The sequence below is a fragment of the Pseudomonas sp. RIT-PI-r genome (assembly GCF_001297015.1).
In the GTDB taxonomy this organism is placed as follows: domain Bacteria; phylum Pseudomonadota; class Gammaproteobacteria; order Pseudomonadales; family Pseudomonadaceae; genus Aquipseudomonas.
This window is the reverse complement of sequence record NZ_LIGE01000030.1, coordinates 38,866-61,615: the sequence shown is the minus strand read 5'-3', so window position 1 is coordinate 61,615 and position 22,750 is coordinate 38,866. Positions and strand designations below refer to the sequence as shown.

The window sequence follows — 22,750 nt, the reverse complement described above, 5'->3', positions numbered from 1 at the left end:
AAGGCCACCTTCGGGTGGCCTTTGTCGTTTCTGCAATTTGGAAGATCAAAAGATCGTCCGATCGCGGCCCGAGCCTTCGGCAGCTCCTACATGGGAATACTTCCATCCTCATGTAGAAGCTGCCGCAGGCTGCGATCTTTTGATCTTTGCCCTGCCAACGAAAAATAGATACGTAAACGCGACACGAAGACGTCGCGTATCGGATAGTTCGCCCTCTAACAGTGCGTTTACAAGACAAATTCGTTAGGCTAGCAGCCATTTTTGCGTCTGCCGCCCACAAGGCATGCAACGCGCTTTAAGGGTCAGTCCCATACGGATCGACAGCATTTCCCTAATTACACAGGGCAATCCCCCTCTAAATTCCGATTTCAGTAGTGTGGTATTACCTTAATGAAAGTTTTGAAAGGTCAGGACATCCTGGCACTTGGCTTTATGACATTTGCCCTGTTCGTTGGGGCCGGCAACATCATCTTCCCGCCTATCGTTGGCTTGCAGGCCGGGCCTCACGTCTGGATGGCCGCGCTGGGGTTCCTGATCACCGCCGTCGGTCTGCCGGTGATCACCGTCGTCGCACTGGCCAAGGTCGGTGGGGCGATGGACGCGCTGAGCAGCCCGATCGGCAAAGTTGCCGGCGGCATTCTCGCGGCTGCGTGCTACCTGGCCGTCGGCCCGTTGTTCGCCACCCCGCGTACCGCGACCGTATCCTTCGAAGTAGGCCTGGCGCCGCTGACCGGCGAGAGCCCGCTGGCTTTGTTCCTCTACAGCTCTGTGTACTTCCTGCTGGTGTTCTTCATCTCGCTCTACCCAGGGCGTTTGCTGGACACTGTCGGCCGTTTCCTCGCGCCGCTGAAGATCATCGCGCTGGCAGTGCTTGGCATCGCCGCGTTCGCCTTGCCGGCCGGTGACATTGGCCACGGCACGCCGGAATACGTCGCGGCGCCGTTTTCCCAGGGTTTCATCAATGGTTACCTGACCATGGATACCTTGGGCGCACTGGTGTTCGGTATCGTCATCGTCAACGCGATCCGCTCGCGCGGGGTCGAGTCGCCGAAGTTGATCACCCGTTACGCGATCATCGCTGGTTTGATCGCCGGTGTCGGTCTGGCGCTGGTGTATGTCAGCCTGTTCCGCCTCGGTTCCGGCAGCCATGAAGTCGCGGTCGGCGCAACCAACGGCGCAGCGGTACTGCATGCTTACGTTCAGCACACCTTCGGTTCGCTGGGCAGCGGTTTCCTTGCGGTGCTGATCTCGCTGGCGTGTCTGGTAACGGCGGTGGGTCTGACCTGTGCCTGTGCTGAATATTTCAGTCGTGTACTGCCGCTGTCCTACAAGACATTGGTGATCATCCTCGCAGCATTCTCGCTGCTGGTGTCGAACCTGGGCCTGACCAAGCTGATCGCTTTCTCGATCCCTGTGCTGACCGCGATCTACCCGCCATGCATCGTTCTGGTCGCGCTGAGCTTCTGCAAAGACTTCTGGCATGAACATGGCCGCATTCTTGGCCCGGTGATGCTGGTGTCGTTCGTCTTCGGCAGCATCGATGCGCTGAAAGGTGCTGGTCTGGCCGACTGGATGCCAACGCAGCTGTCGCACTTGCCGCTGAGCGAGCAGGGCCTGGCGTGGCTGGTGCCGTGTGTGATGACTCTGGTAGTTGCAGTGGTCTGCGATCGCCTGCTGGGCAAGCGCAGCGAAGTGGTTGCCTGACGTTGGCTGACCCGCCACAAGCGGGTCTTCAGCGCTTGAACAGAAATGCCCCGTATCAATCGATACGGGGCATTTTTTATGGGCGTCAGGCAGTGTCTTTTTCCTTACGCTAACGTCGAAGCACTGCATCGCTTTCAAGTAGGCCTTCGCCTGCTCGCGATAGCGGTGTGTCAGGCAACTTCAATGGTGACTGACACACCGTTATCGCGAGCAGGCGAAGGCCTACAGGTACAGCATCTATATTCACAGGGAATTGCATGTCGTTCATCCAAGCCAATCTGATTCACCTGCTCGCCGCGTGCTGGTTTGTCATCTGCTGGGGCGGTTATACCCGTTATGCTTCGTGGAAGGGGCGCGACACCGCGTGCCTGGCCAGCGTGCTGCACCTGTACCGCGAAGACTGGATGCGCCGCATGCTGCTGCGTGACAACCGCATCGCCGACGCCAGCGTAATCGGCAATCTGGAGCGCAACGCCTCGTTCTTCGCCTCCAGCACACTGATCATCCTCGCCGGCATTCTCACCGTGCTTGGCGCGTCGGAGCGCGCGGTGTCATTGCTCGCGGACATCCCGATGGTGCAGCAGGCATCGCAAGGCATGTCGGAGATCAAGCTGCTGTGTCTGGCTATGGTGTTTGTCTACGCGTTCTTCACGTTCAGTTGGTGCATGCGTCAGTACAATTTTGCGGCAGTGCTGGTCGGCTCGGCGCCGATGATCGGTGAGCGGCATGTGTCCGAGCAGGAACGCAAAGCGTTCGCGGCGCGGGCGGCGCGAGTGATTTCGATGGCGGCCAACCAGTTCAACTTCGGCCTGCGCTCCTACTACTTCGGCATGACCATGCTGGCGTGGTTCGTCAGTCCGTGGCTGTTCATGTTGATGAGCGCCGGTGTGGTACTGGTCCTGTACCGTCGCGAGTTTCATTCCGACGTTCTCGATGTCATGGTCTATACCCCTACAGAAGCACCCATTCCCGAGACAACCAAGGAGGTCGCTTGATGAGTATTCCGTTCTGGTGTGTGTTTATCACAGCGCTGTTGATCTACATCGCGCGCATGCCGGTGGGCAAGGCCATGAAAGAGCAGGGTGGTTACAACAATCACCTGCCACGTCAGCAACAGGCGCAACTGACCGGTTACGGCGCGCGGGCGCTGGCGGCGCATCAGAATACGATCGAAGCGTTCATGTTGTTTGCGGTCGGTGTGTTGATGGCGCACACCACGCAAACGGCGGGATGGTTGATCGATACATTGGCGATCATTTTTGTCATCGCGCGAATCATCTACTTGTGGCTCTACCTGGCCGACCTGCCCAAACTGCGCAGTCTGGTGTGGCTGGTCGGTCTGGTGTGTTCGTTGTTGCTGATGGTCAGTCCGACGTTCAGAACGGTATTGCTCTGAACGAAGATCTGCCGGTCAGGCAGACTATTGGGCATCAGCCGAGCCGGCGTCGGTTTTTCATGGAAGGCAGTTCTTGAACGGATTTCAACCGCGTAAATCACCCTTGCGCCGATTCGGCCGGTGGACAGGGGCGCTAGTGCTGGGGACTGCGCTAGCGCAGGCCGCGCCATCCGCCCAGCCAGAGGTGCCCGGGGCAAAGCGCCTGGGCGATTTCCTCATTCGTCCGACGCAAAACAGTCTGTATGGTCCGGGGCCGCACTACACCATCATGTTTCGCTCGCAGGAGTACTGGCCTTTCGGCGTGAACGTCGTCAAGGGTGTGCGGCCGATCAAGGCGCAACACGAAGGCCAGCCGATGCTTCTGGCGATCACTTCACGCGCCGACAGCGTCGGCACACTGCTGATCAGTGTGCAAAACGGCACGCCGCTGTCACGCCTCCTCAGCCCGCTCCAGGATGAAAATTTTCCCGACTGGGGCGTGCCGCAGCCCGGCCGTGAGGACCTGTTGCTGTTCGCCGAATCCGGTCTTGCGCTGGATACTCGAACCGGTGAGGTGCTGTGGTTCGACACCGCCGTCAAAGGCAGCGGTTACCGGGTTGTCGGGACGCTGATGTCGGTGTCTCCCGACAATAAAGTGGCCGCGTATCTGCGCTTCAAGGAAATACTGGTGGCCGGGCGCGAGAACGGCCTGGTAGCCGCTTACAAATTGCCGGCCGACGCCAATGTCGGTGAATTGGCCGACATCTTCAAAAGCGCTTACGCGCACGCGGCCCAGGCGATCAAGGATGGCGTGCCCCACGTTAATAATCACCGACAGGCTCGGGACATGCAGATTGCCTGGTTTGCACAGCGCTTCCATTGGCAGGCCAAAAACGACACGTGGGAACTGATTGGCCGCGGCCTCGGTCCCGCATTACCCCTTTCCGAGCGCTGAGCCTGATGAACAATTCACGGTCGGGTCACGGACTCTTGCTGTTGATGGCAATGGCGGCATCTCTGGGAGGTTGCGTGAGTAACAATGGCGCAACCGACAGAGAGTTTCTCTCGGAGAATCTGGATGCCAGCAAGGCGCTGCTGACGTTTGACGTCGAGTTCGCGCTGGCCTCGGATTACCAGCCATCGCAGAATAAATTTCACGGCGATGAGCGCATCACTTACGGCGGTATCCCGTACATCGAAGTGCCTTATTTTCAGAAAGGCCTGAACGTCAAACAGGGTCTGACCGGGCTGCCCTACATCCTGCCCATTCCCTACCCGAAAGCCGAGATCGAAAATGGCCGCAGCGATTTCAAGGTATTCGGCCAGCGTCTGAATGAACAACGCTATCGTTTTGTCGTGCCGACGAAATCAATGTGGAACAGTGGCCATACCTTCGCGTTGTTGTTTGAGCGTCGCAAGCGGCATGAAACGATCACGTTTCGCTTTGACGACAAGACGTCCTGTGCAACTTCTTTGAACGTGACAACGCCGCAGTACGGTTATGCACTCTCCGTCAGTGCCAAATTCAATAACGACATGGGTTGTTTGAAAGTGTGTGATGGACGACCGGGGTATCCTGGTGACTGTGCCTTTCAGCCGCCGCCAACTAGTGGCGGGTAAAGCGGCCCCGGCGATCAAACACAGGCAAAACAAAACCCCCACAGGGGGGGTGTTCTTTTTTCGGCCGCAAAAAACGAATTATTGCTTCTTGGCAGCTTCGTCTTGCGCAGCAGCGTTCGATTCAGCCTGAGCTTTGGCAGCTTCGGCGTTTTCTTTCGCAGCGTCGTTCACTTTATCCTGAGCTTTGTTCATGTCTTGCTGAGCTTGTTCAGCATGTTGGTTGGCATCTTGAGCTTTGTCCTCGGATTTTTTATCGCAGGCAGCGAGACCGAGGGAAGCGGTCAACATCAAGGCAATAGCTAAAGTCTTACGCATGGGGTGTTTCTCCTTATGGAAAATAACTACTGGCCTTAAGAGCTTGGCGCTGAGGGTTAAGTTCCTCATTTCTTTCAGATATATAAGTTTGTTTTTACAGGGAACTTTTGCTGTATTGCTTACTACTGGCAATTGGCTCTAATGAGAGTAATTATCAAATGTCCGAAAACCCCGTTTTTGAGCGTGCGACGCGATTTTTATCGGCACTGCGCCATTGTCAGGTGCTCGGCTTAGAGGTGCACAGCGCCTCTGCCGAAGGGCTAACGGTGATCTTGCCGTACAGCGAAAAAATCGTCGGCAACCCACAGACCGGAGTCATTCATGGCGGGGCGATTACTTCATTGATGGACACCGCCTGCGGGATGTCGACCCTGTGCGTGTTGCCGGAATTCGAGGTCTGCCCGACCCTCGACCTACGCATCGACTATATGCATGCCGCTGAACCGAACAAAGATGTCTATGGCTTCGCTCAGTGCTATCGGGTGACCACTGATGTGATCTTCGCGCGCGGTTTCGCTTATCAGGACGATCCTGAACAGCCGATCGCCCATGTGGTCGGCACTTTCATGCGCATGGGCAAGGGCCTCAAGGGCACCAAGGGTTTTGGCGGCGTGATCAAGGGAGCAGCCGAATGAGCGATGACCTCAAGCAGCAACTGCATCAGGCCCACGCGGTGGGCGACTATGCGCCATTGCTGAGGTTGATCCCGTATGCCGGGCTGATCGGCATCGAATGTTCACGGGTCGGCGACGACTTGCTGTTCAAGCTGCCCGCAAACAAGGACAACATTGGTAACCCTTTATTGCCGGCAATTCACGGAGGGGTAATTGCCGGGTTCATGGAGTTGGCCGCAGCCCTTCACCTGCTGATCTTCACCGAAACGCCGGGTGTGCCGAAGATTATCGACTTCTCCCTCGATTACCTGCGCGCCGGGCAGTTCCGCGATACCTGGGCCAGATGTCAGGTCTGCCGTCAGGGGCGCCGCGTTGCCAACGTCGCCATCACGGCCTGGCAAAGCACCGAAAGCGAACCGATTGCCACCGCCCGTGCGCACTTCAAAATCGATGAGCCCTTGAAATCCTGAACAGCGCCCCAAACTCACAAGACAACCCGCCGCCGACCATTTCGGGTCGCGGCCACTGCCATCTGATTGGAGTTTGATGACCATGAGTGTGGAAACTCAAAAGGAAACCCTGGGCTTCCAGACCGAGGTAAAGCAGCTGCTGCACCTCATGATCCATTCGCTGTATTCCAACAAGGAAATTTTCCTTCGCGAATTGATCTCGAACGCCTCTGACGCTGTCGACAAGCTGCGCTTCGAAGCCCTGGCCAAGCCAGAATTGCTTGAGGGCGGCGCTGATCTGAAAATCCGTGTGAGCTTCGACAAGGACGCCAAGACCGTCACCCTCGAAGACAACGGTATCGGCATGAACCGTGACGATGTGATCACCCATCTGGGTACCATCGCCAAATCGGGTACTGCCGATTTCATGAAAAACCTCTCGGGCGATCAGAAGAAAGATTCGCACTTGATCGGCCAGTTCGGCGTAGGTTTCTACTCGGCGTTCATCGTGGCCGACCAGGTTGACGTGTACAGCCGTCGCGCCGGCACTCCGGCCAGCGAAGGCGTGCACTGGTCGTCGAAAGGCGAGGGCGAGTTCGAAGTCGCCACCATCGACAAGCCAGAGCGCGGCACCCGCATCGTCCTGCACCTGAAAGCTGCTGAAGACGAATTCGCCGATGGCTGGCGTCTGCGCAACATCATCAAGAAGTACTCCGACCACATCGCGCTGCCGATCGAGTTGCCGAAAGAAGCGGCTGCTGCCGAAGGCGAAGAAGCTCCAGCCGTTGAATGGGAAACCGTCAACCGCGCCAGCGCCCTGTGGACCCGTCCGCGCACTGAAGTGAAGGACGAGGAATACCAGGAGTTCTACAAGCATATCGCTCACGACTTTGAGAACCCGCTGGCCTGGAGCCACAACAAAGTCGAAGGCAAGCTCGAATACAGCTCGCTGCTGTACGTGCCGGCCCGCGCACCGTTCGACCTGTACCAGCGTGAAGCGCCGAAAGGCCTGAAGCTGTACGTGCAGCGCGTGTTCGTCATGGATCAGGCCGAGTCGTTCCTGCCCCTGTACCTGCGCTTCATCAAGGGCGTGGTCGATTCCAACGACCTGTCGCTGAACGTGTCGCGGGAAATTCTGCAGAAAGACCCGATCATCGATTCGATGAAAACCGCGCTGACCAAGCGCGTGCTCGACATGCTGGAAAAACTGGCGAAAAACGAGCCTGAGCAATACAAAGGCTTCTGGAAGAATTTCGGTCAGGTCATGAAAGAAGGCCCGGCTGAAGACTTCGCCAACAAAGAAAAAATTGCCGGTCTGCTGCGTTTCGCATCGACCAACGGCGATGACGGCGAGCAGATCGTTGGTCTGGCTGACTACCTGGCCCGCGCCAAGGAAGGTCAGGACAAGATCTACTACCTCACCGGCGAAACCTACGCGCAGGTCAAGAACAGCCCGCACCTGGAAGTCTTCCGCAAAAAAGGCATCGAAGTGCTGCTGCTGACCGACCGCATCGACGAGTGGCTGATGAGCTACCTCAGCGAGTTCGACGGCAAGACTTTCGTTGACGTGGCTCGTGGTGATCTCGATCTGGGCAACCTGGACTCGGAAGAGGACAAGAAAGCCGCAGAAGAAGTCGCCAAGTCCAAAGAAGGTCTGGTTGAGCGTCTGAAAACCGCGCTGGGCGATTCCGTGGCGGAAGTCCGCGTATCGCATCGTCTGACCGATTCGCCGGCGATTCTGGCCATCGGCGAGCAGGATCTGGGTCTGCAAATGCGTCAGATCCTTGAAGCCAGCGGCCAGAAGGTGCCGGATTCGAAACCGATTTTCGAATTCAACCCAAGCCACCCGCTGATCGAGAAACTCGATGGCGAGCAGAGCGAAGAGCGTTTTGGCGACCTGTCGCACATCCTCTTCGATCAGGCAGCCCTGGCTGCTGGCGACAGCCTGAAGGATCCGGCCGCGTATGTGCGCCGTCTGAACAAGCTGCTGGTTGAACTGTCGGTTTAACCAAGTCGTAGAAAAACCCGCTTCGGCGGGTTTTTTCATTCTGGTGTTTAACCAATCAGGAGTCAGAAATGAGCCAAGTCACTGTACGTTCCGTGGTCTATCAGATCGACGGCAAGCCTTATGAAGGTCGTCTGGCGTTCGACGCCGAGCACAAGGGCGCGCGTCCGGGTTTGTTGATGGCACCGAACTGGATGGGCGTCAGCGCCGGTGCAGAAGAAATCGCCAAATCGGTCGCTGCCAAGGGCTACGTGGTGTTGATCGCCGACGTTTACGGTCAGGCAGTGCGTCCGCAAAACGCCGATCAGGCTGGCGCAGCGATGATGCCGTTGAAGGATGATCGTGCGTTGCTGCGCACGCGTATGCAGGCGGCGTTCGAGCAATTGCAGAAGCAGGGCGAGGCGGCGGTTGATACGTCGAAGCTGGCGGTGTTCGGTTTCTGCTTCGGCGGTTGCTGTGCGCTGGATCTGGCCCGCACGGGCGCGCCGGTGAAGGCAGCGGTGTCGTTCCATGGCACGCTGGATTCGCCGAATCCGGCTGATGCGCAAAACATCAAGGGCTCGGTGCTGGTGCTGCACGGTGCTTCTGATCCATTGGTGCCGAAGGAGCAATTGCCGGCGTTTGAAGACGAGATGAATGCGGCGAACGTGGATTGGCAGCTGTTGAGCTATGGCGGTGCGGTGCACTCGTTTACCGATCCGCATGCGAATGTGCCGGGCAAGATGATGTACGACGCGAAGACCGCCAAGCGCGCGTTCAAGTCGATGCATGATTTGCTGGATGAAGTGTTCAAGGGCTGAAAAGCGAAGAGCCCCTCACCCTAACCCTCTCCCAAAGGGAGAGGGGACTGATTGGGGGAGGCTGATGAGTTACACCGACCTGACAGTGTCTTGGTGAATCTATAATCGCCAAGATTTTTCAGGTCGATGTATGACTCAAGACACCTCGGTCGGCCCCCTCTCCCTCCGGGCGGTCCGACGTTTCGGGAGGGCTGGGGTGAGGGTGCTGATGGTGGACGCTCAATCAATGCGCCGACCTGATAGGGCATTACCGAATCCATAATCGATAAGGTCTTTCAGGTCGGCGTATAACCTGAGACAGCTCGGTCGGCCCCCTCTCCCTCCGGGAGAGGGCTGGGGTGAGGGTAGCTTTTCAGCGCGGCAACTCGATCCGCTCAATTTCCCCCGGCACCGTCGGCCAGTCCCCGGCCGCCCACTTGCGCCGCGCCTCATCGATCGCCGCCGGATCGCTCGCGACAAAATTCCAGTTGATCCGCCGAGGCCCGTCCAGCGGCGCGCCGCCGAACACCACCGCGTGCACATCACTTTCGGCAAACAGACTCATCTCTTCCCCGGCCGGCAACACCACCAGCGCGTGCGGCTCAATCGCTTCACCATTCAACTGCGCATCCCCACTCAACACATACACCGCCCGCTCTTCATGCTCGTTCGGAATCAGCAGCGTGGTCGCCGTTTGCATCTTCACTTCTGCATACAGCGTAGGAGAAAGTACTGGCACCGGCGATTCCAGGCAAAAGCCTGACCCGGCAATCATGCGAATCTGTACGCCAAGGTTATCGCTGACCGGTAAGGTTGCCGACGGGTGATGGCTGTAATGTCCCGGACCCTGCTCGTGATCCTTGGGCGAGGCCAGCCAGATCTGTAAGCCATGCATGGTGAAACTCTGATCCCACAGCGGTTCCGGCGTGCGCTCAACGTGCGCAATCGCGCTGCCAGCGGTCATCCAGCTGACATCACCGGCGCCGACCACCTGATCGGAGCCCAAGCTGTCCTTGTGCTGGATTTGTCCTTGGAACAGATATGTCAGCGTCGACAGACCGATGTGTGGATGCTGTCGGATGTTCATGCCTTTGCCCGTCGGATAAACCGTCTCGAGCATGTGATCAAAAAACACGAACGGCCCGACGCTGCGGCATTTGGCTGACGGCAAGGGGCGCAGAATCGGCTGGCCTTCGACGTCTTCGGCGCGTGGGCGGATGATCAGAGGTTGCGTGTCCATGGTGCATTCCAGGCTGAGCGGGTTGATGCCAGAAGCATAACCCGCCGCTGGCATGAGGAGGGTTACTGGCTGTCGAAGCCCTGCGGTGCATGGGTTTCGATGGTCACGTCAGTGGTGGTCATCAGCTTGTGAATCGGGCAACGGTCAGCGACGCGCAGCAACTCCTCGCGCTGAGCGTCAGTGAGCACGCCTTTGAGGGTGAGGGTGACGTGCAGGACGTATTTGCCTTTTTGTTCTTCGCTGTTGTCACGTTTGACGTCGACACCAACGCCGGTCAGCGGGATGTCTTTCTTCTTCGCGTACATCTTCAACGTCAGTGCTTTGCAGGCACCAAGGGCGGCGTCGAAGTAGTCGTGTGGCTCAGGTGCGGAGCCTTCGCCGCCGGCGGATTTCGGCACGTCGGCAAATAATTCGTGGTCATCGATCTGTACGGTGTGACGAAAACCTTCAGCGGAGACGGTATTGACGGTAACGGTCATGGGAACCTCACTGGCAGTAGGAAAAGTCGTTCAGTCAAACAAGACCTTGCAGTTATAGAGCATTCCCACCGGTACGCGTTCCACTTTCCTGCGGGGATGAACCCTTGTTGTCAGGGCGCGGTCTAGGCTATGCCTACTTGCCGGAGATTACTTGTGTCCCTGTATCGTTTGAGTCTTGCCTGTCTCATGCTGTTTGCCGGCAGTGTCAGTGCCCGCGAATACACCTACAGCGATGCGCACCTGCATTACGTGGATTTTTTCCAGGAAACTGCAGGCATGGCGAAATTGCTGACGGCCATGCAGGACAATTCCATCGAGCATGTGATGATTTCCGGAATCCCGGTGGCGAAGAAGTGGCACGAAGACGAGCCCAAGCGTCCGCGCTATTACGCAGGCGATGATGCCGATGCCTATTGGTACAGCGCGACCGACGTGATCGTTGCCGATGCAGTGCAGAAACTGCCAGCCGAAAAACGCCCTTACTTTCATCCCTTCCTGTCGGGCTTCAACCCCAACGACAAGAACTCCGCCGCACACATCCAGCGCATGCTCGATCTGTATCCGGGGTTGTGGCAGGGCATTGGTGAGGTGTTCACCCGCCATGACGACCTGACAGCGCTGACCTCTGGCGACACGCCGCGCGCCAATAACGAAGCGATGACCAAGATCTATCACCTGGCCGCCGAGAACGATCTGCCGGTGATGCTGCATTCCAACATCACCTCCAAGCGTGAGAAAAATCCTTTGTACCTGCAGGAAGTCGAGGAGCCGCTGCGCAATCACCCGCACACGCGGTTTATCTGGGCGCACGCGGGCACCAGCGCAGAAATCCATCGGCATCAGACCCAGCTGCCGTTCCTGCTGCCGACCCTGACGCGCATGCTCGAGGCTTACCCCAATCTGTTTATTGATTTGTCGTGGAGCATGCTCACGCCGTATCTGCTGGATGAGCAGGGCAAGCCGCGCCCGGAATGGCTGGCACTGGTCGAGAAATACCCGCAGCGCTTCATGCTTGGCTCGGACGTGGTAGGGCGTTTCAACAAGCTCGGTCAGGAAATGCGCAGCTTCAAACCGTTCCTTGATGCGCTACCTGAAGACGTTGCGCGTAAAGTCGCGCGGGATAACTTTCTGGCGATCTTGCCGCGAACAGTAGTCAAGTCCGAGAAACCACGCTGAATCGTTAATGTGGCGGGTTCGAAGGATCAAGGCCTTTTGATATCGCCTTTTCGTCTTACGCAATTTTTCGCCGGGCCGATACCTTCTTAAGCAACCAGCTGCAGGGTTGATGCAGCGCTTTTGGAAGGAACCAGAGCAATGAGCATCCGTAGTCTCAATATTGCCCCGCGCGCCGGCCTCGGTTTTGGCTTGTTGGCGCTGATGGTGTTTGCCTTGGGGGCGTTCGCTTTACTGCAAATGTCGAACATGCGCGCGCAGTCCGACGAGGTCGACAACAACTGGCTGCCGAGCGTGATGGCGGTCGGTGAAATGAGCCAGGACATGCTGCGCCTGCGCGCGTTGACCATGCGTCTGTTGCTCAACCGTGATCCGCAGGCCCTTGAACAGAACGTTGCCAAGCTCAATGAGTTGCGTGGTGTGCTCAGTGAGGCGCAGCAGCGCTATGACGTGCTGATCGTGTTGCCCGAAGAGCGCAAACTGTTCGATCGCTTCAAGGTCGCCGAGCATCAGTATCTGGAGCTTCAGGCGCAGGTCATGCAGCTGTCTGCGCAAAATCGGGTGGAGGCGGCGGCGAGCATTCTCAATGGCCAGATGAGTCCGCTGGCCGATGAAATCGCCGTCATCCTGCGCGAGCTGGTTGAGATGAATAAACACAACGCCAATCTCGCCACCGAAGCGGCGCGCCTGGTGTTTATCAATTCGCGGGTGTGGGTCGGGGTGATGATCGGCATCACGGCGCTGATCACCATTGGCCTGGCGCTGTTGCTCACGCGCAGCATCGTGCTGCCGCTGGCGCAATCGTTGGGTGTGGCTGAGGTGGTGGCCGGTGGCGATCTGACGGGCGATATCAGCATCTCTGGCAAGGACGAGCCGGCGCGACTGCTGCAGGCGCTCAAGAGCATGCAGCACAACCTGCGCGACACCATCCGCCAGATCTCTGAATCGTCCAGCCAGTTGGCGTCGGCCTCCGAGGAGCTCAGTTGTGTCACTGAAGACGCCACTCGCGGGCTGCATCAGCAGAGCCTGGAAATCGAGCAGGCGGCCACAGCGGTGAATCAGATGACCGCTGCCGTTGAAGAGGTGGCGAGCAATGCGGTGGCAACCTCTGAAGCGTCGCGCGAGTCTGACCGCATTGCCCAGCATGGGCGCGAGCAGGTTCAGCAGACTGTGACGTCAATCGAATTCCTGGCCGACGATGTCACGTCCAATGCCACGCAAGTGGAAGATCTGGCGCAGAAGGTTCATGGCATCAGCAAGGTGCTGGATGTGATTCGCTCGATTGCCGAGCAGACCAATCTGCTGGCGCTGAACGCTGCCATTGAGGCGGCGCGGGCCGGTGATGCCGGGCGCGGGTTTGCGGTGGTAGCGGATGAGGTGCGAGCGCTGGCGCATCGCACGCAGCAGTCGACGCAAGAGATCGAGCAGATGATCGGCGGGATTCAGCAGGGCACCGATTCGGCGGTGAGCTCGATGCAGCAGAGCAATGTGCGGGCGCGTTCGACGCTCGAGCTGGCCAAGGCGGCCGGGACTGCACTTGAAGAGATCGCCTCGGCGTTCACGCTGATCAACGAGCGCAATCTGGTGATCGCCAGCGCATCGGAAGAGCAGGCAGCGGTGGCGCGGGAAGTGGATCGCAATCTGATGAACATTCGCGATCTGGCGATGCAGACGTCGGCGGGAGCTAATCAGACCAGTGCAGCGAGTCAGGAACTGTCGCGGTTGGCGGTGGACTTGAACAGCATGGTGGCGAAGTTTTCGGTTTGAGTTTTGCCTTCAAAAGCCCCTCACCCTAGCCCTCTCCCAGGGGGAGAGGGGACTGACCGTGGGAGATTGGCGAATTACACCGACCTGATCTTGCTTTGGTGAATCCATAATCGACTCAATTTTTCAGGTCGATGCATAGCGCCAGACATCTCGGTCAGCTCCCTCTCCCTCGGGAGAGGGCTGGGGTGAGGGGCGAGATTTGCACAAAACATTGGGCTAAAGCGCAGGCGAAAAAAAGCCCCGCTTTCGCGAGGCTCTTTGATGTAGCGGCGGTTCAGCTGCCTTTAACGGTTTTGCCGTTGACCGTGCCGTCCTGGAGCATGATGTTGTACTCCTTGCCGTCGGTTTCAACCTGTTGCAGACGAACCAGCAGGTAATCCCAATCCTTGGCGAACCACAGGACGGTGATGCGCTTGCTTTGTGTCGGGTCGCGTACGCGCTCGACCTTGATTGCATCGATCTTGCCAGCCTTGGTTTCGACTTTCTCCGAACCCAGCACGCGGAAGTCATAAGTATCGACTTCGCCGTCATCGACCACCTGATAGCTCATGGTCTTCTTCCCGGCAGCGACATCATGCTGCAGTGCCAGTTGATAGGTGGACTTGTCGACCATGCCACGGTTCAGCGGGATCTTCACCGCGTCGCCACGGTCGGTGCCGGTGACCATTTTGCTGTTCCAGTCGAAGTCCAGATCAGCCTTTTTCGCTTTGCCCAGACCGCCACGTTCAAAGTGGTAGGACTGCGGCAGCAAGGTGTCCTTGTCCAGGGTCAGGGTGCTTTCTTCACTCAGGCTGGCGATCATCATCGAGGCCTTGAAGCTGAGCTTCCAGACGCCGTTGGCTTCCTTGACCAGGCTGCGCTCGGCAGTGCCGCTCATGGGCAACTGCTTCCAGTCGGCGGTGTAGCTGGCGGAGAACGGTTGAAGGTCCGCTGCCTGCGCGAAGGGCAGGGTGAGCAGAGCACAAGCGAAGAGCAGGGCGCGACGCATAAAATCTCCTAGTGTCGAATCAAGTGGCCGCTGGCCGCGAGTAACTGGCCATCCAGTAAAGCACCGTGTTCACCGAGTGTCAGTCTGCCCTCGGCAAACCAGCGTACCGCCATCGGATAGATCAGGTGTTCCTGAGCGTGGACTCGCTGCGCGAGACTCTGCGGCGTGTCGTGCAACTCTACCGGTAATACTGCCTGTACGACCAGTGGTCCGCCGTCGAGTTCCTCGGTGACGAAGTGCACGGAGCAGCCATGCTCCGTGTCGCCGGCTTCCAACGCGCGCTGATGAGTGTGTAACCCTTTGTATTTGGGCAACAGCGACGGGTGGATGTTAAGCAGGCGCCCTTGGTAATGGCGAACGAAATCAGCGCTGAGAATGCGCATGAAGCCAGCCAGAACCACGAGTTTGGGTTGGAATTCGTCGATCAGTTCGATCAGAGCAGCATCGAAGGCCTCGCGGCCTTCAAATGCCTTGTGATCCAGCGAGCGGGTAGCGATACCCGCGTCACTGGCGCGTTGCAGGCCGTAAGCGTCGGCGCGATTGGAAATCACTGCAGCGACGCGGACCGGGCTGTCGCCGGTCCGCGTGCTGTCGATCAGAGCCTGCAAGTTACTGCCGGTGCCGGACAACAGCACCACGACATCACAGGTTGCGGACATTAATGAGCCTTAAGGTTCTGCAGATCAACCTGGGCAGCGCCTTCGGCGGCAGCAGCGATCTGGCCGATGACCCACGGCTGTTCGCCAGCGTCACGCAGGGTGTTCAGCGCCACTTCAACGTGTTCCTGAGCCACGCAGATGACCATGCCGACGCCGCAGTTCAGCACGCGGTGCATCTCGGTTTCGTCAACGTTGCCTTGCTCTTGCAGCCAGTCGAAAACGGCCGGGCGAGTCCAGCTGGCTACGTCAACAACAGCCTGAGCGCCTTTTGGCAGAACGCGCGGGATGTTGTCGAGCAGGCCGCCACCGGTGATGTGGGCCATGGCTTTGACCGCGCCGGTGTCTTTGATCAGCTTGAGCAGCGGCTTCACGTAGATGCGGGTCGGGGCCATCAGCAGGTCGGTCAGCGGTTTGCCGTCGAGCTGGATGTTTTCGATGTCGGCGCCGGACACTTCGATGATCTTGCGGATCAGCGAGTAGCCGTTGGAGTGCGGGCCGGACGATGGCAGAGCGATCAGCGCGTCACCGGTGGCGACTTTCGAGCCGTCGATGATTTCCGCTTTTTCCACGACGCCAACGCAGAAACCGGCCAGGTCGTAGTCTTCGCCTTCGTACATGCCAGGCATTTCAGCGGTTTCGCCGCCGACCAGCGAGCAACCCGACAGTTCGCAGCCAGCGCCGATGCCGGTTACGACCTGAGTCGCGGTCTCGACATTCAGCTTGCCGGTGGCGTAGTAGTCGAGGAAGAACAGTGGCTCAGCGCCGCAAACGACGAGGTCGTTCACGCACATGGCAACCAGGTCGATGCCGATGCTGTCGTGCTTGTTCAGGTTCAGCGCCAAACGCAGCTTGGTGCCGACGCCATCGGTGCCGGAAACCAGTACTGGCTGCTTGTAGCCGGCCGGGATTTCGCAGAGGGCGCCGAAACCGCCCAGGCCGCCCATGACTTCCGGGCGCGCAGTGCGCTTGGCGACGCTCTTGATGCGTTCGACCAATGCTTCACCGGCGTCGATGTCTACACCGGCGTCCTTGTAGCTCAGGGAGGGTTGCTTGCTCATGATCCAGGCCTTTAGGGGAGGGGATTCAGGGGTAACGACCGAGTTCAGCGGGAACATCGAAATCGAGGGGGCGAATGCCTCACGCGAGTTTCGAGGGTCTCGGCTGTTGCCGGTCTGCGAAGGCGCGCGATTTTATCAGGCTTGAGGGGCAGCGGCCATCCTCGCACCGACGGGCAGGGCCATATCTCGGGAAATTTTTTGCAATTAAGGCCTGCGGGTGCCTGTATAAGGTGTGGCAATTAACCGTCTATCGTTATCAGTGTGCAAAAACTTATTGTCGCCGGGTGAATGTTTGGTGCTGGCAGATTGTCACAGCCTTGCTCAACCGGTTCACGCGGCCTGTTCCAGCCGCTCTTGTCGACGGGAATTCTCCATGCGTTTTTGTAAATTGTTGTTTGTGGGTTGTTTGTCTCTGCTCAGCCTGGCGAGTCACGCCGAAAATCTCAAAGGCCTCTATCAAGTGCGTGAGCCGGTCAACGGCCAGGCCCCGGAGGAGCGTGATCGCGCCACGCAGGCGGCGCTCGACACGCTGGTGTTGCGTCTGACCGGCGATCCGAAAGCTGCGCAAAACCCGGGGCTGGCGGCGATTCGCAAGGATCCGCAGCAGATCATCAGCCAGTTCGGTTTTGATGCCGGGCCGCCGGAAGTGTTGAAGGTCGATTTCGATCCGTCGTCGACCGAGCAGGCGTTGCGTCGTGCCGGGTTGTCGATGTGGGGTGCCAGTCGGCCGTCGATTCTGAGTTGGTGGCTGAATGATTCGGCTGAAGGATCGAGTCTGGTCGGCGACGGTCAAGCCGCTGCCGCGCCTTTGCGTCGCGCCGCGCAGCATCGCGGATTGCCATTGCGTTTGCCGCTGGCGGACCTGAGTGAGCAGTTGGTTGCCACTGCGCCGGCGCTTGAGGGTACGGATCCAGCTCCATTGCGCGGCGCGTCCGAGCGTTACAACGCCGATGCCTTGCTCGCGGTGCACGCTCGTGAAGAAGGCGGGCAGTGGCAGGCCAAGTGGCATTTGTGGCTGGGCGACCAGAAAGAAGCGGGCAGCGTGCAGGGGGCGGATCAGGCGGCGGTGGCTGATGCGGTCATGCTCGCGGTTGCCGAGCGGCTGGCCCCGCGTTTTGTTGCCAGGCCCGGTGCTTCAGGTCAGCAGACCCTGGAAGTGCAGGGCATGAATCTTGAACACTACGCCGCACTGTTGCGGTTACTCGAGCCGTTTGGCGTGCGTCTGCAAAGTGTTGATGGCGATCGCATCGTTTATCGGGTCAATGGCAGCGCCGATCAGATGCGCGCGCAGTTGTCGCTGGCCAAGTTGCAGGAGTTGCCGGCGGAAGCTGCGGCGCAAGTTTCAGCGCCACAGCCTGCTGTTGCAGGCGCAGCACCGGTCGCGGCTCCGGCCCCGACACCGGCGGCGCCGTCGTTGCGGTTTCGCTGGTAAGTCTTTCCTTATATAGAAGCAACAGGAGTGGTACATGGCCGATACGCGGCGTTGGTTCTGGCTCGGTGGGGTAGTCCTGCTTTGCGCGTTTGTATGGTTGCTGCACCCGATCCTCACGCCGTTTCTGGTGGCGCTGCTGCTGGCTTATCTGTTCGATCCGCTGGTTGATCGTCTGGAAAAACTCGGGCTGTCGCGAACCTGGGGCGTGATCGCGGTGTTTGCCTTGTTCACCCTGATCGTCACGGCACTGTTGTTGGTGCTGGTGCCGATGCTCGCCAAACAGTTGCTGCGTTTGTACGAACTGGCACCGCAAATGCTCGACTGGCTGCAGCACACCGCGTTGCCGTGGGCACAGGCGAAGCTGGGCCTTTCGGACGGGTTCTGGAAGTTCGACAAGGTCAAAGCGGCAATCAGTGAGCACATGGGCCAGACCACCGACATTGTCAGCGTGGTGCTGAGTCAAGCAACGGCATCCAGTCTGGCGTTGATCGGCTGGCTGGCCAATCTGGTGCTGATCCCGGTGGTGAGTTTCTACTTGCTGCGCGACTGGGACTTGATGATGGCCAAGATCCGCAGCCTGCTGCCGCGTGATCGTGAGGCAACCATCGTATCGCTGGCCGGCGAATGCCATGAGGTGCTGGGTGCATTCGTTCGCGGTCAGTTGCTGGTGATGGTCGCACTTGGGGTGATCTACGCAGCAGGCCTGATGATCGTCGGTCTCGAACTCGGTCTGTTGATCGGCTTGATCGCGGGGCTGGCGGCGATCGTGCCGTACATGGGCTTTGTGATCGGCATTGGCGCGGCGTTGATTGCCGGTCTGTTCCAGTTCGGTGGCGATCTTTATCCGATGTTCGGGATCGTCGCAGTATTCATGGTCGGTCAGGCCTTGGAAGGCATGGTGCTGACGCCATTGCTGGTGGGCGACCGGATCGGTCTGCATCCGGTGGCGGTGATCTTCGCGATTCTGGCGGGTGGTGAGCTGTTCGGGTTTACCGGTGTGTTGCTGGCGTTGCCGGTGGCTGCGGTGATCATGGTACTGGTGCGCCATGTTCACGATTTGTACAAGGATTCCGACATTTATAGTGGTGTGGACGAGCCGGAGTTGTAATCGGGGCGGACAGCCCGGCGGAAGCCGGGTTGGCCCGTGTCCTGCAGGTGCGGGCGCCAAAGAAACTGTCATAAAACCAGTGTGTTAACGCAAACCTTTGATTTTGCTTGGACTCTGTCGCATTGTGCGCTCAGCTTCACGGGTATAAACTTCGCAAACTTTACACAGAGGCCACTAACGGTTCCTTGAGAACTGTTCAGTCAGCATGAAACCGATTCAGCTGCCCCTAGGTGTGCGTCTGCGTGACGACGCCACCTTCATCAACTACTACCCAGGCGCCAATGCCGCTGCACTCGGCTATGTCGAGCGCCTATGCGAAGCCGACGCCGGCTGGACCGAAAGCCTGATCTACCTGTGGGGCAAGCACGGCGTAGGGCGCACGCATCTGTTGCAGGCGGCTTGCTTGCGCTTCGAGCAGATGGGCGAGCCGGCGGTTTACCTGCCATTGGCCGAGTTGATGGATCGCGGTGTTGAAATCCTCGACAACCTTGAACAGTACGAACTGGTTTGCCTGGATGATTTGCAGGTGATTGCTGGCAAGGCTGACTGGGAAGAGGCGATGTTTCATCTGTTCAACCGTCTGCGTGACAGCGGTCGGCGCCTGCTGATTGCCGCTGCCACGTCGCCGCGTGAGCTGCCGGTCAAACTGGCTGACTTGAAATCCCGCCTGACCATGGCGCTGATTTTCCAGATGCGACCACTCTCCGATGAAGACAAATTACGTGCCTTGCAACTGCGTGCATCGCGCCGCGGTTTGCACCTGACCGATGAAGTCGGGCATTTTATTTTGACCCGCGGCACTCGCAGCATGAGCGCGTTGTTCGACCTGCTTGAACAACTTGATCAGGCGTCTTTGCAGGCGCAGCGCAAGCTGACCATTCCCTTCCTCAAGGAAACGCTAGGCTGGTAACGGCGCGGCTTTCAGCGCATTTCGGCATATTTCAGGCGCCAGAAAATCCGCTTTCCTGCAGGTTGTGCAGGCCGCGTATCGACTCAAATGGGCTTAAGCGCTTAGATGTAAACGAGAAACCGGGAAGTCACAAAAAGATCGATTGAATTTGCAAATGAGGCTGATAGCGGGCATAGTCTCGGCTTCTTTACAACTATCAGCCACGGTCGTGCCCATGCTAAAGCGCTTCGCACCCCTCGTGCCTCTCGCACTCGTCACCCTGTTGTTTGGTTGCGCTGCTCATTCTCCAGTTCAAGAGCAGTCTCAACAGGTTAAAAATTCCGCCACGGCCCAGTCTTCCGTTATTTATCAGGAAGAGCTGGACACCGAAAAAGAACTCAACGAATTCAACGGCAGCAAGCCTTATCAGCTTCCTGTTCTGGCCGACAGCATCCTCGAACGCGGCATGTCCCTGATCGGCACCCGTTACCGTTTCGGCGGTACCTCTGAAGCCGGTTTCGACTGCAGCGGTTTCATCGGTTATCTGTTCCGCGAAGAAGCCGGCATGAACCTGCCACGCTCGACTCGCGAAATGATCAACGTGGATGCGCCGCTGGTCTCGCGTAGCAACCTCGAGCCGGGCGACCTGCTGTTCTTCGCCACCAACGGTCGTCGCGGTCGTGTCAGTCACGCCGGTATCTACCTGGGCGACAATCAGTTCATTCATTCCAGCAGTCGTCGCAGCGGCGGTGTTCGCATCGACAGCCTGGGTGACAGCTACTGGAGCAAGACCTTCATCGAAGCCAAGCGTGCACTCGCCATGGCCCCGACCGTGGTCACCGCTCGCAAGTAATTCCCTCGATGTCGCTGCATTCGCGGCGACAATCAGGCTCCCGTCAACGGAGTAGACCTATACTTTACAAGGTGAAGTTAAAGTCTTACTTGAAGTTTGTCGTATAGCCGCTAGAATCCTGAAACTAGTTTGATGGCAAACCGCCTGCGTGCTCCGCAGGCGGTTTTGTTTTCTGTCCATCCGGCAGAGAAAGCCGCAGCCAGATCAGGATGTTCTGCTTATGACCATGTCGGCCCGCCTCGCATTGATGTTCTTCGCAGCGCTGCTCAGCGCTTGCGCCAGCCGTACTCCGCCGCCTGCGCCGGTGGTTCGCGCGCCGGTAGTGTTCGGCCCTTCCCAGGCTTTCTCGCCTGCTGCTGAGGACGTGCTGTTTCGCGCGCTCGGGTTGGTGGGCACGCCTTATCGCTGGGGCGGCAACACGCCGGATTCAGGGTTTGATTGCAGCGGGCTGATCGGTTTTGTCTACCGTGATGCGGCGGGCATCTCTTTGCCGCGTTCGACGCGTGAGCTGATCGTCATGCAGGCGCCGAATGTCGGCAAGGAAGGCTTGCAGACTGGCGATCTGATCTTCTTCGCTACCAATGGCGGCTCGCAGGTCAGTCATGCGGGGATCTACGTCGGAGAAGGGCGCTTTGTGCATGCGCCGGCCACGGGCGGCACGGTGAAGCTGGACAGCCTGTCGAAGGCGTATTGGCAGAAGGCGTATCTGAGCGCCAAGCGGGTGTTGCAGCCGGAGCATCTGGCGCATAACCCGTAATCCAGCCACACACAATCCCCTGTAGGAGTGAGCCTGCTCGCGATGACGGTGCCACATTCAACATCAATGTTGAATTATCGACCGCCATCGCGAGCAGGCTCACTCCTACAGTTGCTTGTGCATGGCGAAAATTATTTGCTGGCCGACACTCGCCACACCTTGTTGCCGACATCATCCGCCACCAGCAGACCACCCTGCTGATCAATCACCACACCCACCGGCCGACCCAAAGCATTCTCGTCCTTGTCGAGGAAACCGGTCAGCACATCCACCGGTTTGCCGCTCGGCTTGCCGCCGGTAAACGGCACGAAGATCACTTTGTAGCCACTGTGCGGTTTGCGATTCCATGAGCCGTGCTGGCCGATAAAGGCGCCTTCCTTGAACTGCGCCGGCAAGGTGTTGCCTTCGGCGAACGTCAGACCGAGAGAAGCGGTATGCGGGCCGACGGCATAATCCGGAGCGATGGCCTTGGCCACCAGGTCGAGATTTTGCGGCTCGACGCGCACATCGACGTGCTGCCCGTAATAACTGAACGGCCAGCCATAAAAACCACCGTCCTTTACCGAAGTGATGTAGTCCGGCACCAGGTCGCTACCGATCTCGTCGCGCTCATTCACCGCCGTCCACAACGCACCGCTGGCAGGCTCCCACGCCAGGCCGTTCGGGTTGCGAATACCGGAAGCAAAGATCCGGTGATTGCCGGTTGCCCGATCCACTTCCCAAATCGCTGCACGACCTTCTTCTTTATCCAGACCGTTTTCGCCGACGTTGCTGTTCGAGCCGACTGTCACGTACAGCTTGCTGCCGTCCTTGCTGGCGATAACGTTTTTGGTCCAGTGGTGATTCAGCGTACCGCCGGGCAGATCGACGACCTTGATCGGTTGCGTCTTGATCTCGGTCGCACCGGGTTCGTAATGGAAGCGCAACAGACGATCGGTGTCGGCGACGTACAAGTCATTGCCGACCAGCGTCATGCCGAAAGGCGAGTTGAGGTTTTGCAGAAACACCGTGCGGGTTTCGGCCACGCCATCGTGGTCGGCATCTCGCAGCAAGGTGATGCGGTTCGGGCTCGGCACGCCGGCGCCAGCCTTGCCCATCACGGTCTTCATGACCCAGCCCCTGATACCTTTGCTGTCGTCGGGTTTTGGTGGAGCATTGGTTTCCGCCACCAGTACATCACCATTGGGCAGCACATAGAGCCAGCGCGGGTGGTCGAGACCTTCTGCGAAGGCCGCGACTTGCGTACCCGCCGCTGCCGTCGGTTTGGCACCTTCGGGCCAGCCGATCGCCGGGGCGATGTTCACCGTCGGGATCAGGGTCTTGTTCGGTTCGGGCAGCTTCGGTGACGGGCCGGTGCCGTCGGAGACTTGCAGGCTGGAGCTCTCACCGCAGGCGGCGAGCCCTCCGGCGAAAGCGATGACGAAAACGAGCTGGGGCTTGCGCATTGCTTATCTTCCCTATGAATGCATTCCTAATCATAGAGGAG

General features: G+C 58.6%; 23 protein-coding genes. 16 read left to right on the top strand and 7 right to left on the bottom strand.

The genetic code is table 11. From position 1 onward, the window contains the following. The first annotated feature begins 390 nt into the window (after positions 1–390). The 5 genes from brnQ to AK821_RS18275 all read left to right on the top strand — a co-directional run bounded on the left by brnQ (position 391) and on the right by AK821_RS18275 (position 4,699). Positions 391–1,704, top strand: a complete 1,314-nt coding sequence (gene brnQ / locus AK821_RS18295) for a branched-chain amino acid transport system II carrier protein (protein WP_064390958.1) — start codon at positions 391–393, stop codon at positions 1,702–1,704. Between the two features lie 257 nt (positions 1,705–1,961). Beyond that, on the top strand, positions 1,962–2,699 hold the full coding sequence (locus tag AK821_RS18290) for a DUF599 domain-containing protein (RefSeq protein ID WP_064390957.1): 738 nt from the start codon (positions 1,962–1,964) through the stop codon (positions 2,697–2,699). After that, positions 2,699–3,100: an MAPEG family protein gene (locus AK821_RS18285; RefSeq protein WP_064390956.1), complete on the top strand. Its 402-nt coding sequence runs from the start codon at positions 2,699–2,701 to the stop codon at positions 3,098–3,100. Before AK821_RS18290 ends, AK821_RS18285 begins: the two co-directional genes overlap by 1 nt. 73 nt (positions 3,101–3,173) lie before the next feature. Beyond that, positions 3,174–4,034, top strand: a complete 861-nt coding sequence (locus tag AK821_RS18280) for a hypothetical protein (protein WP_236708322.1) — start codon at positions 3,174–3,176, stop codon at positions 4,032–4,034. A gap of 74 nt (positions 4,035–4,108) precedes the next feature. After that, entirely contained in the window at positions 4,109–4,699 is a 591-nt protein-coding gene (locus AK821_RS18275) for a hypothetical protein (protein ID WP_236708321.1), read from the top strand. Between the two features lie 78 nt (positions 4,700–4,777). On the opposite strand, the gene AK821_RS18270 is transcribed toward AK821_RS18275, so the two are convergent. Further along, on the bottom strand, positions 4,778–5,014 hold the full coding sequence (locus AK821_RS18270) for a hypothetical protein (protein ID WP_008082962.1): 237 nt from the start codon (positions 5,012–5,014) through the stop codon (positions 4,778–4,780). Positions 5,015–5,172: 158 nt separating this feature from the next. Between AK821_RS18270 and AK821_RS18265 the strand changes: the two genes are divergently transcribed. From AK821_RS18265 to AK821_RS18250, 4 genes are all read left to right on the top strand, one after another. Next, a complete protein-coding gene (locus AK821_RS18265; protein WP_064390953.1) occupies positions 5,173–5,649 on the top strand; it encodes a PaaI family thioesterase in 477 nt (158 codons plus the stop codon). Then, the gene (locus tag AK821_RS18260) at positions 5,646–6,098 is read left to right on the top strand and encodes a PaaI family thioesterase (RefSeq protein WP_064390952.1); all 453 of its coding nucleotides are present in this window, start codon (positions 5,646–5,648) and stop codon (positions 6,096–6,098) included. Before AK821_RS18265 ends, AK821_RS18260 begins: the two co-directional genes overlap by 4 nt. Before the next feature lie 82 nt (positions 6,099–6,180). Then, the gene (gene htpG, locus AK821_RS18255; protein WP_034156253.1) at positions 6,181–8,085 is read left to right on the top strand and encodes a molecular chaperone HtpG; all 1,905 of its coding nucleotides are present in this window, start codon (positions 6,181–6,183) and stop codon (positions 8,083–8,085) included. A gap of 68 nt (positions 8,086–8,153) precedes the next feature. Further along, positions 8,154–8,882, top strand: a complete 729-nt coding sequence (locus AK821_RS18250; RefSeq protein ID WP_064390951.1) for a dienelactone hydrolase family protein — start codon at positions 8,154–8,156, stop codon at positions 8,880–8,882. 352 nt (positions 8,883–9,234) lie between these two features. Here the strand turns inward: AK821_RS18250 and AK821_RS18245 are convergent, their stop codons facing one another. Together AK821_RS18245 and AK821_RS18240 are read right to left on the bottom strand one after the other, a co-directional pair. Then, a complete protein-coding gene (locus AK821_RS18245; RefSeq protein WP_064390950.1) occupies positions 9,235–10,101 on the bottom strand; it encodes a pirin family protein in 867 nt (288 codons plus the stop codon). A 62-nt stretch (positions 10,102–10,163) separates the two neighbouring features. After that, positions 10,164–10,580 carry an OsmC family protein gene (locus AK821_RS18240; RefSeq protein WP_016986397.1) on the bottom strand — a complete coding sequence of 139 codons (417 nt, stop codon included), beginning with the start codon at positions 10,578–10,580 and terminating at the stop codon, positions 10,164–10,166. Between the two features lie 129 nt (positions 10,581–10,709). Here AK821_RS18240 and AK821_RS18235 point away from each other — a divergent pair, with 129 nt between their 5' ends. Both AK821_RS18235 and AK821_RS18230 read left to right on the top strand, forming a co-directional pair. Further along, positions 10,710–11,756 carry an amidohydrolase family protein gene (locus tag AK821_RS18235; protein ID WP_064390949.1) on the top strand — a complete coding sequence of 349 codons (1,047 nt, stop codon included), beginning with the start codon at positions 10,710–10,712 and terminating at the stop codon, positions 11,754–11,756. Positions 11,757–11,894: 138 nt separating this feature from the next. Then, complete coding sequence (locus AK821_RS18230) at positions 11,895–13,520, top strand: methyl-accepting chemotaxis protein (RefSeq protein ID WP_064390948.1); 1,626 nt, start codon at positions 11,895–11,897, stop codon at positions 13,518–13,520. Positions 13,521–13,794: 274 nt separating this feature from the next. Here the strand turns inward: AK821_RS18230 and AK821_RS18225 are convergent, their stop codons facing one another. From AK821_RS18225 to purM, 3 genes are read right to left on the bottom strand one after another with little or no spacing between them, the layout of a single operon-like run. Beyond that, a complete protein-coding gene (locus tag AK821_RS18225; protein ID WP_064390947.1) occupies positions 13,795–14,508 on the bottom strand; it encodes a DUF3108 domain-containing protein in 714 nt (237 codons plus the stop codon). A gap of 8 nt (positions 14,509–14,516) precedes the next feature. Further along, on the bottom strand, positions 14,517–15,167 hold the full coding sequence (gene purN / locus AK821_RS18220; RefSeq protein WP_064390946.1) for a phosphoribosylglycinamide formyltransferase: 651 nt from the start codon (positions 15,165–15,167) through the stop codon (positions 14,517–14,519). Then, positions 15,167–16,225, bottom strand: a complete 1,059-nt coding sequence (gene purM, locus AK821_RS18215) for a phosphoribosylformylglycinamidine cyclo-ligase (protein WP_053118528.1) — start codon at positions 16,223–16,225, stop codon at positions 15,167–15,169. The genes purN and purM overlap by 1 nt, the downstream gene beginning before the upstream one ends. A gap of 373 nt (positions 16,226–16,598) precedes the next feature. Here purM and AK821_RS18210 point away from each other — a divergent pair, with 373 nt between their 5' ends. The 5 genes from AK821_RS18210 (at position 16,599) to AK821_RS18190 (ending at position 21,264) form a co-directional block, all read left to right on the top strand. Beyond that, positions 16,599–17,657 (top strand): DUF2066 domain-containing protein, encoded by a 1,059-nt coding sequence (locus tag AK821_RS18210; protein ID WP_064390945.1) that lies wholly within the window; start codon positions 16,599–16,601, stop codon positions 17,655–17,657. Positions 17,658–17,691: 34 nt separating this feature from the next. Further along, on the top strand, positions 17,692–18,765 hold the full coding sequence (locus tag AK821_RS18205; protein WP_064390944.1) for an AI-2E family transporter: 1,074 nt from the start codon (positions 17,692–17,694) through the stop codon (positions 18,763–18,765). Between the two features lie 205 nt (positions 18,766–18,970). Further along, positions 18,971–19,675 (top strand): DnaA regulatory inactivator Hda, encoded by a 705-nt coding sequence (gene hda, locus AK821_RS18200; protein WP_064390943.1) that lies wholly within the window; start codon positions 18,971–18,973, stop codon positions 19,673–19,675. A gap of 214 nt (positions 19,676–19,889) precedes the next feature. Continuing rightward, positions 19,890–20,507: a C40 family peptidase gene (locus AK821_RS18195; RefSeq protein WP_064390942.1), complete on the top strand. Its 618-nt coding sequence runs from the start codon at positions 19,890–19,892 to the stop codon at positions 20,505–20,507. A gap of 220 nt (positions 20,508–20,727) precedes the next feature. Further along, positions 20,728–21,264 (top strand): C40 family peptidase, encoded by a 537-nt coding sequence (locus AK821_RS18190; protein ID WP_064390941.1) that lies wholly within the window; start codon positions 20,728–20,730, stop codon positions 21,262–21,264. A gap of 131 nt (positions 21,265–21,395) precedes the next feature. Here the strand turns inward: AK821_RS18190 and AK821_RS18185 are convergent, their stop codons facing one another. Beyond that, complete coding sequence (locus AK821_RS18185; protein WP_064390940.1) at positions 21,396–22,709, bottom strand: PQQ-dependent sugar dehydrogenase; 1,314 nt, start codon at positions 22,707–22,709, stop codon at positions 21,396–21,398. Positions 22,710–22,750 lie beyond the last annotated feature (41 nt).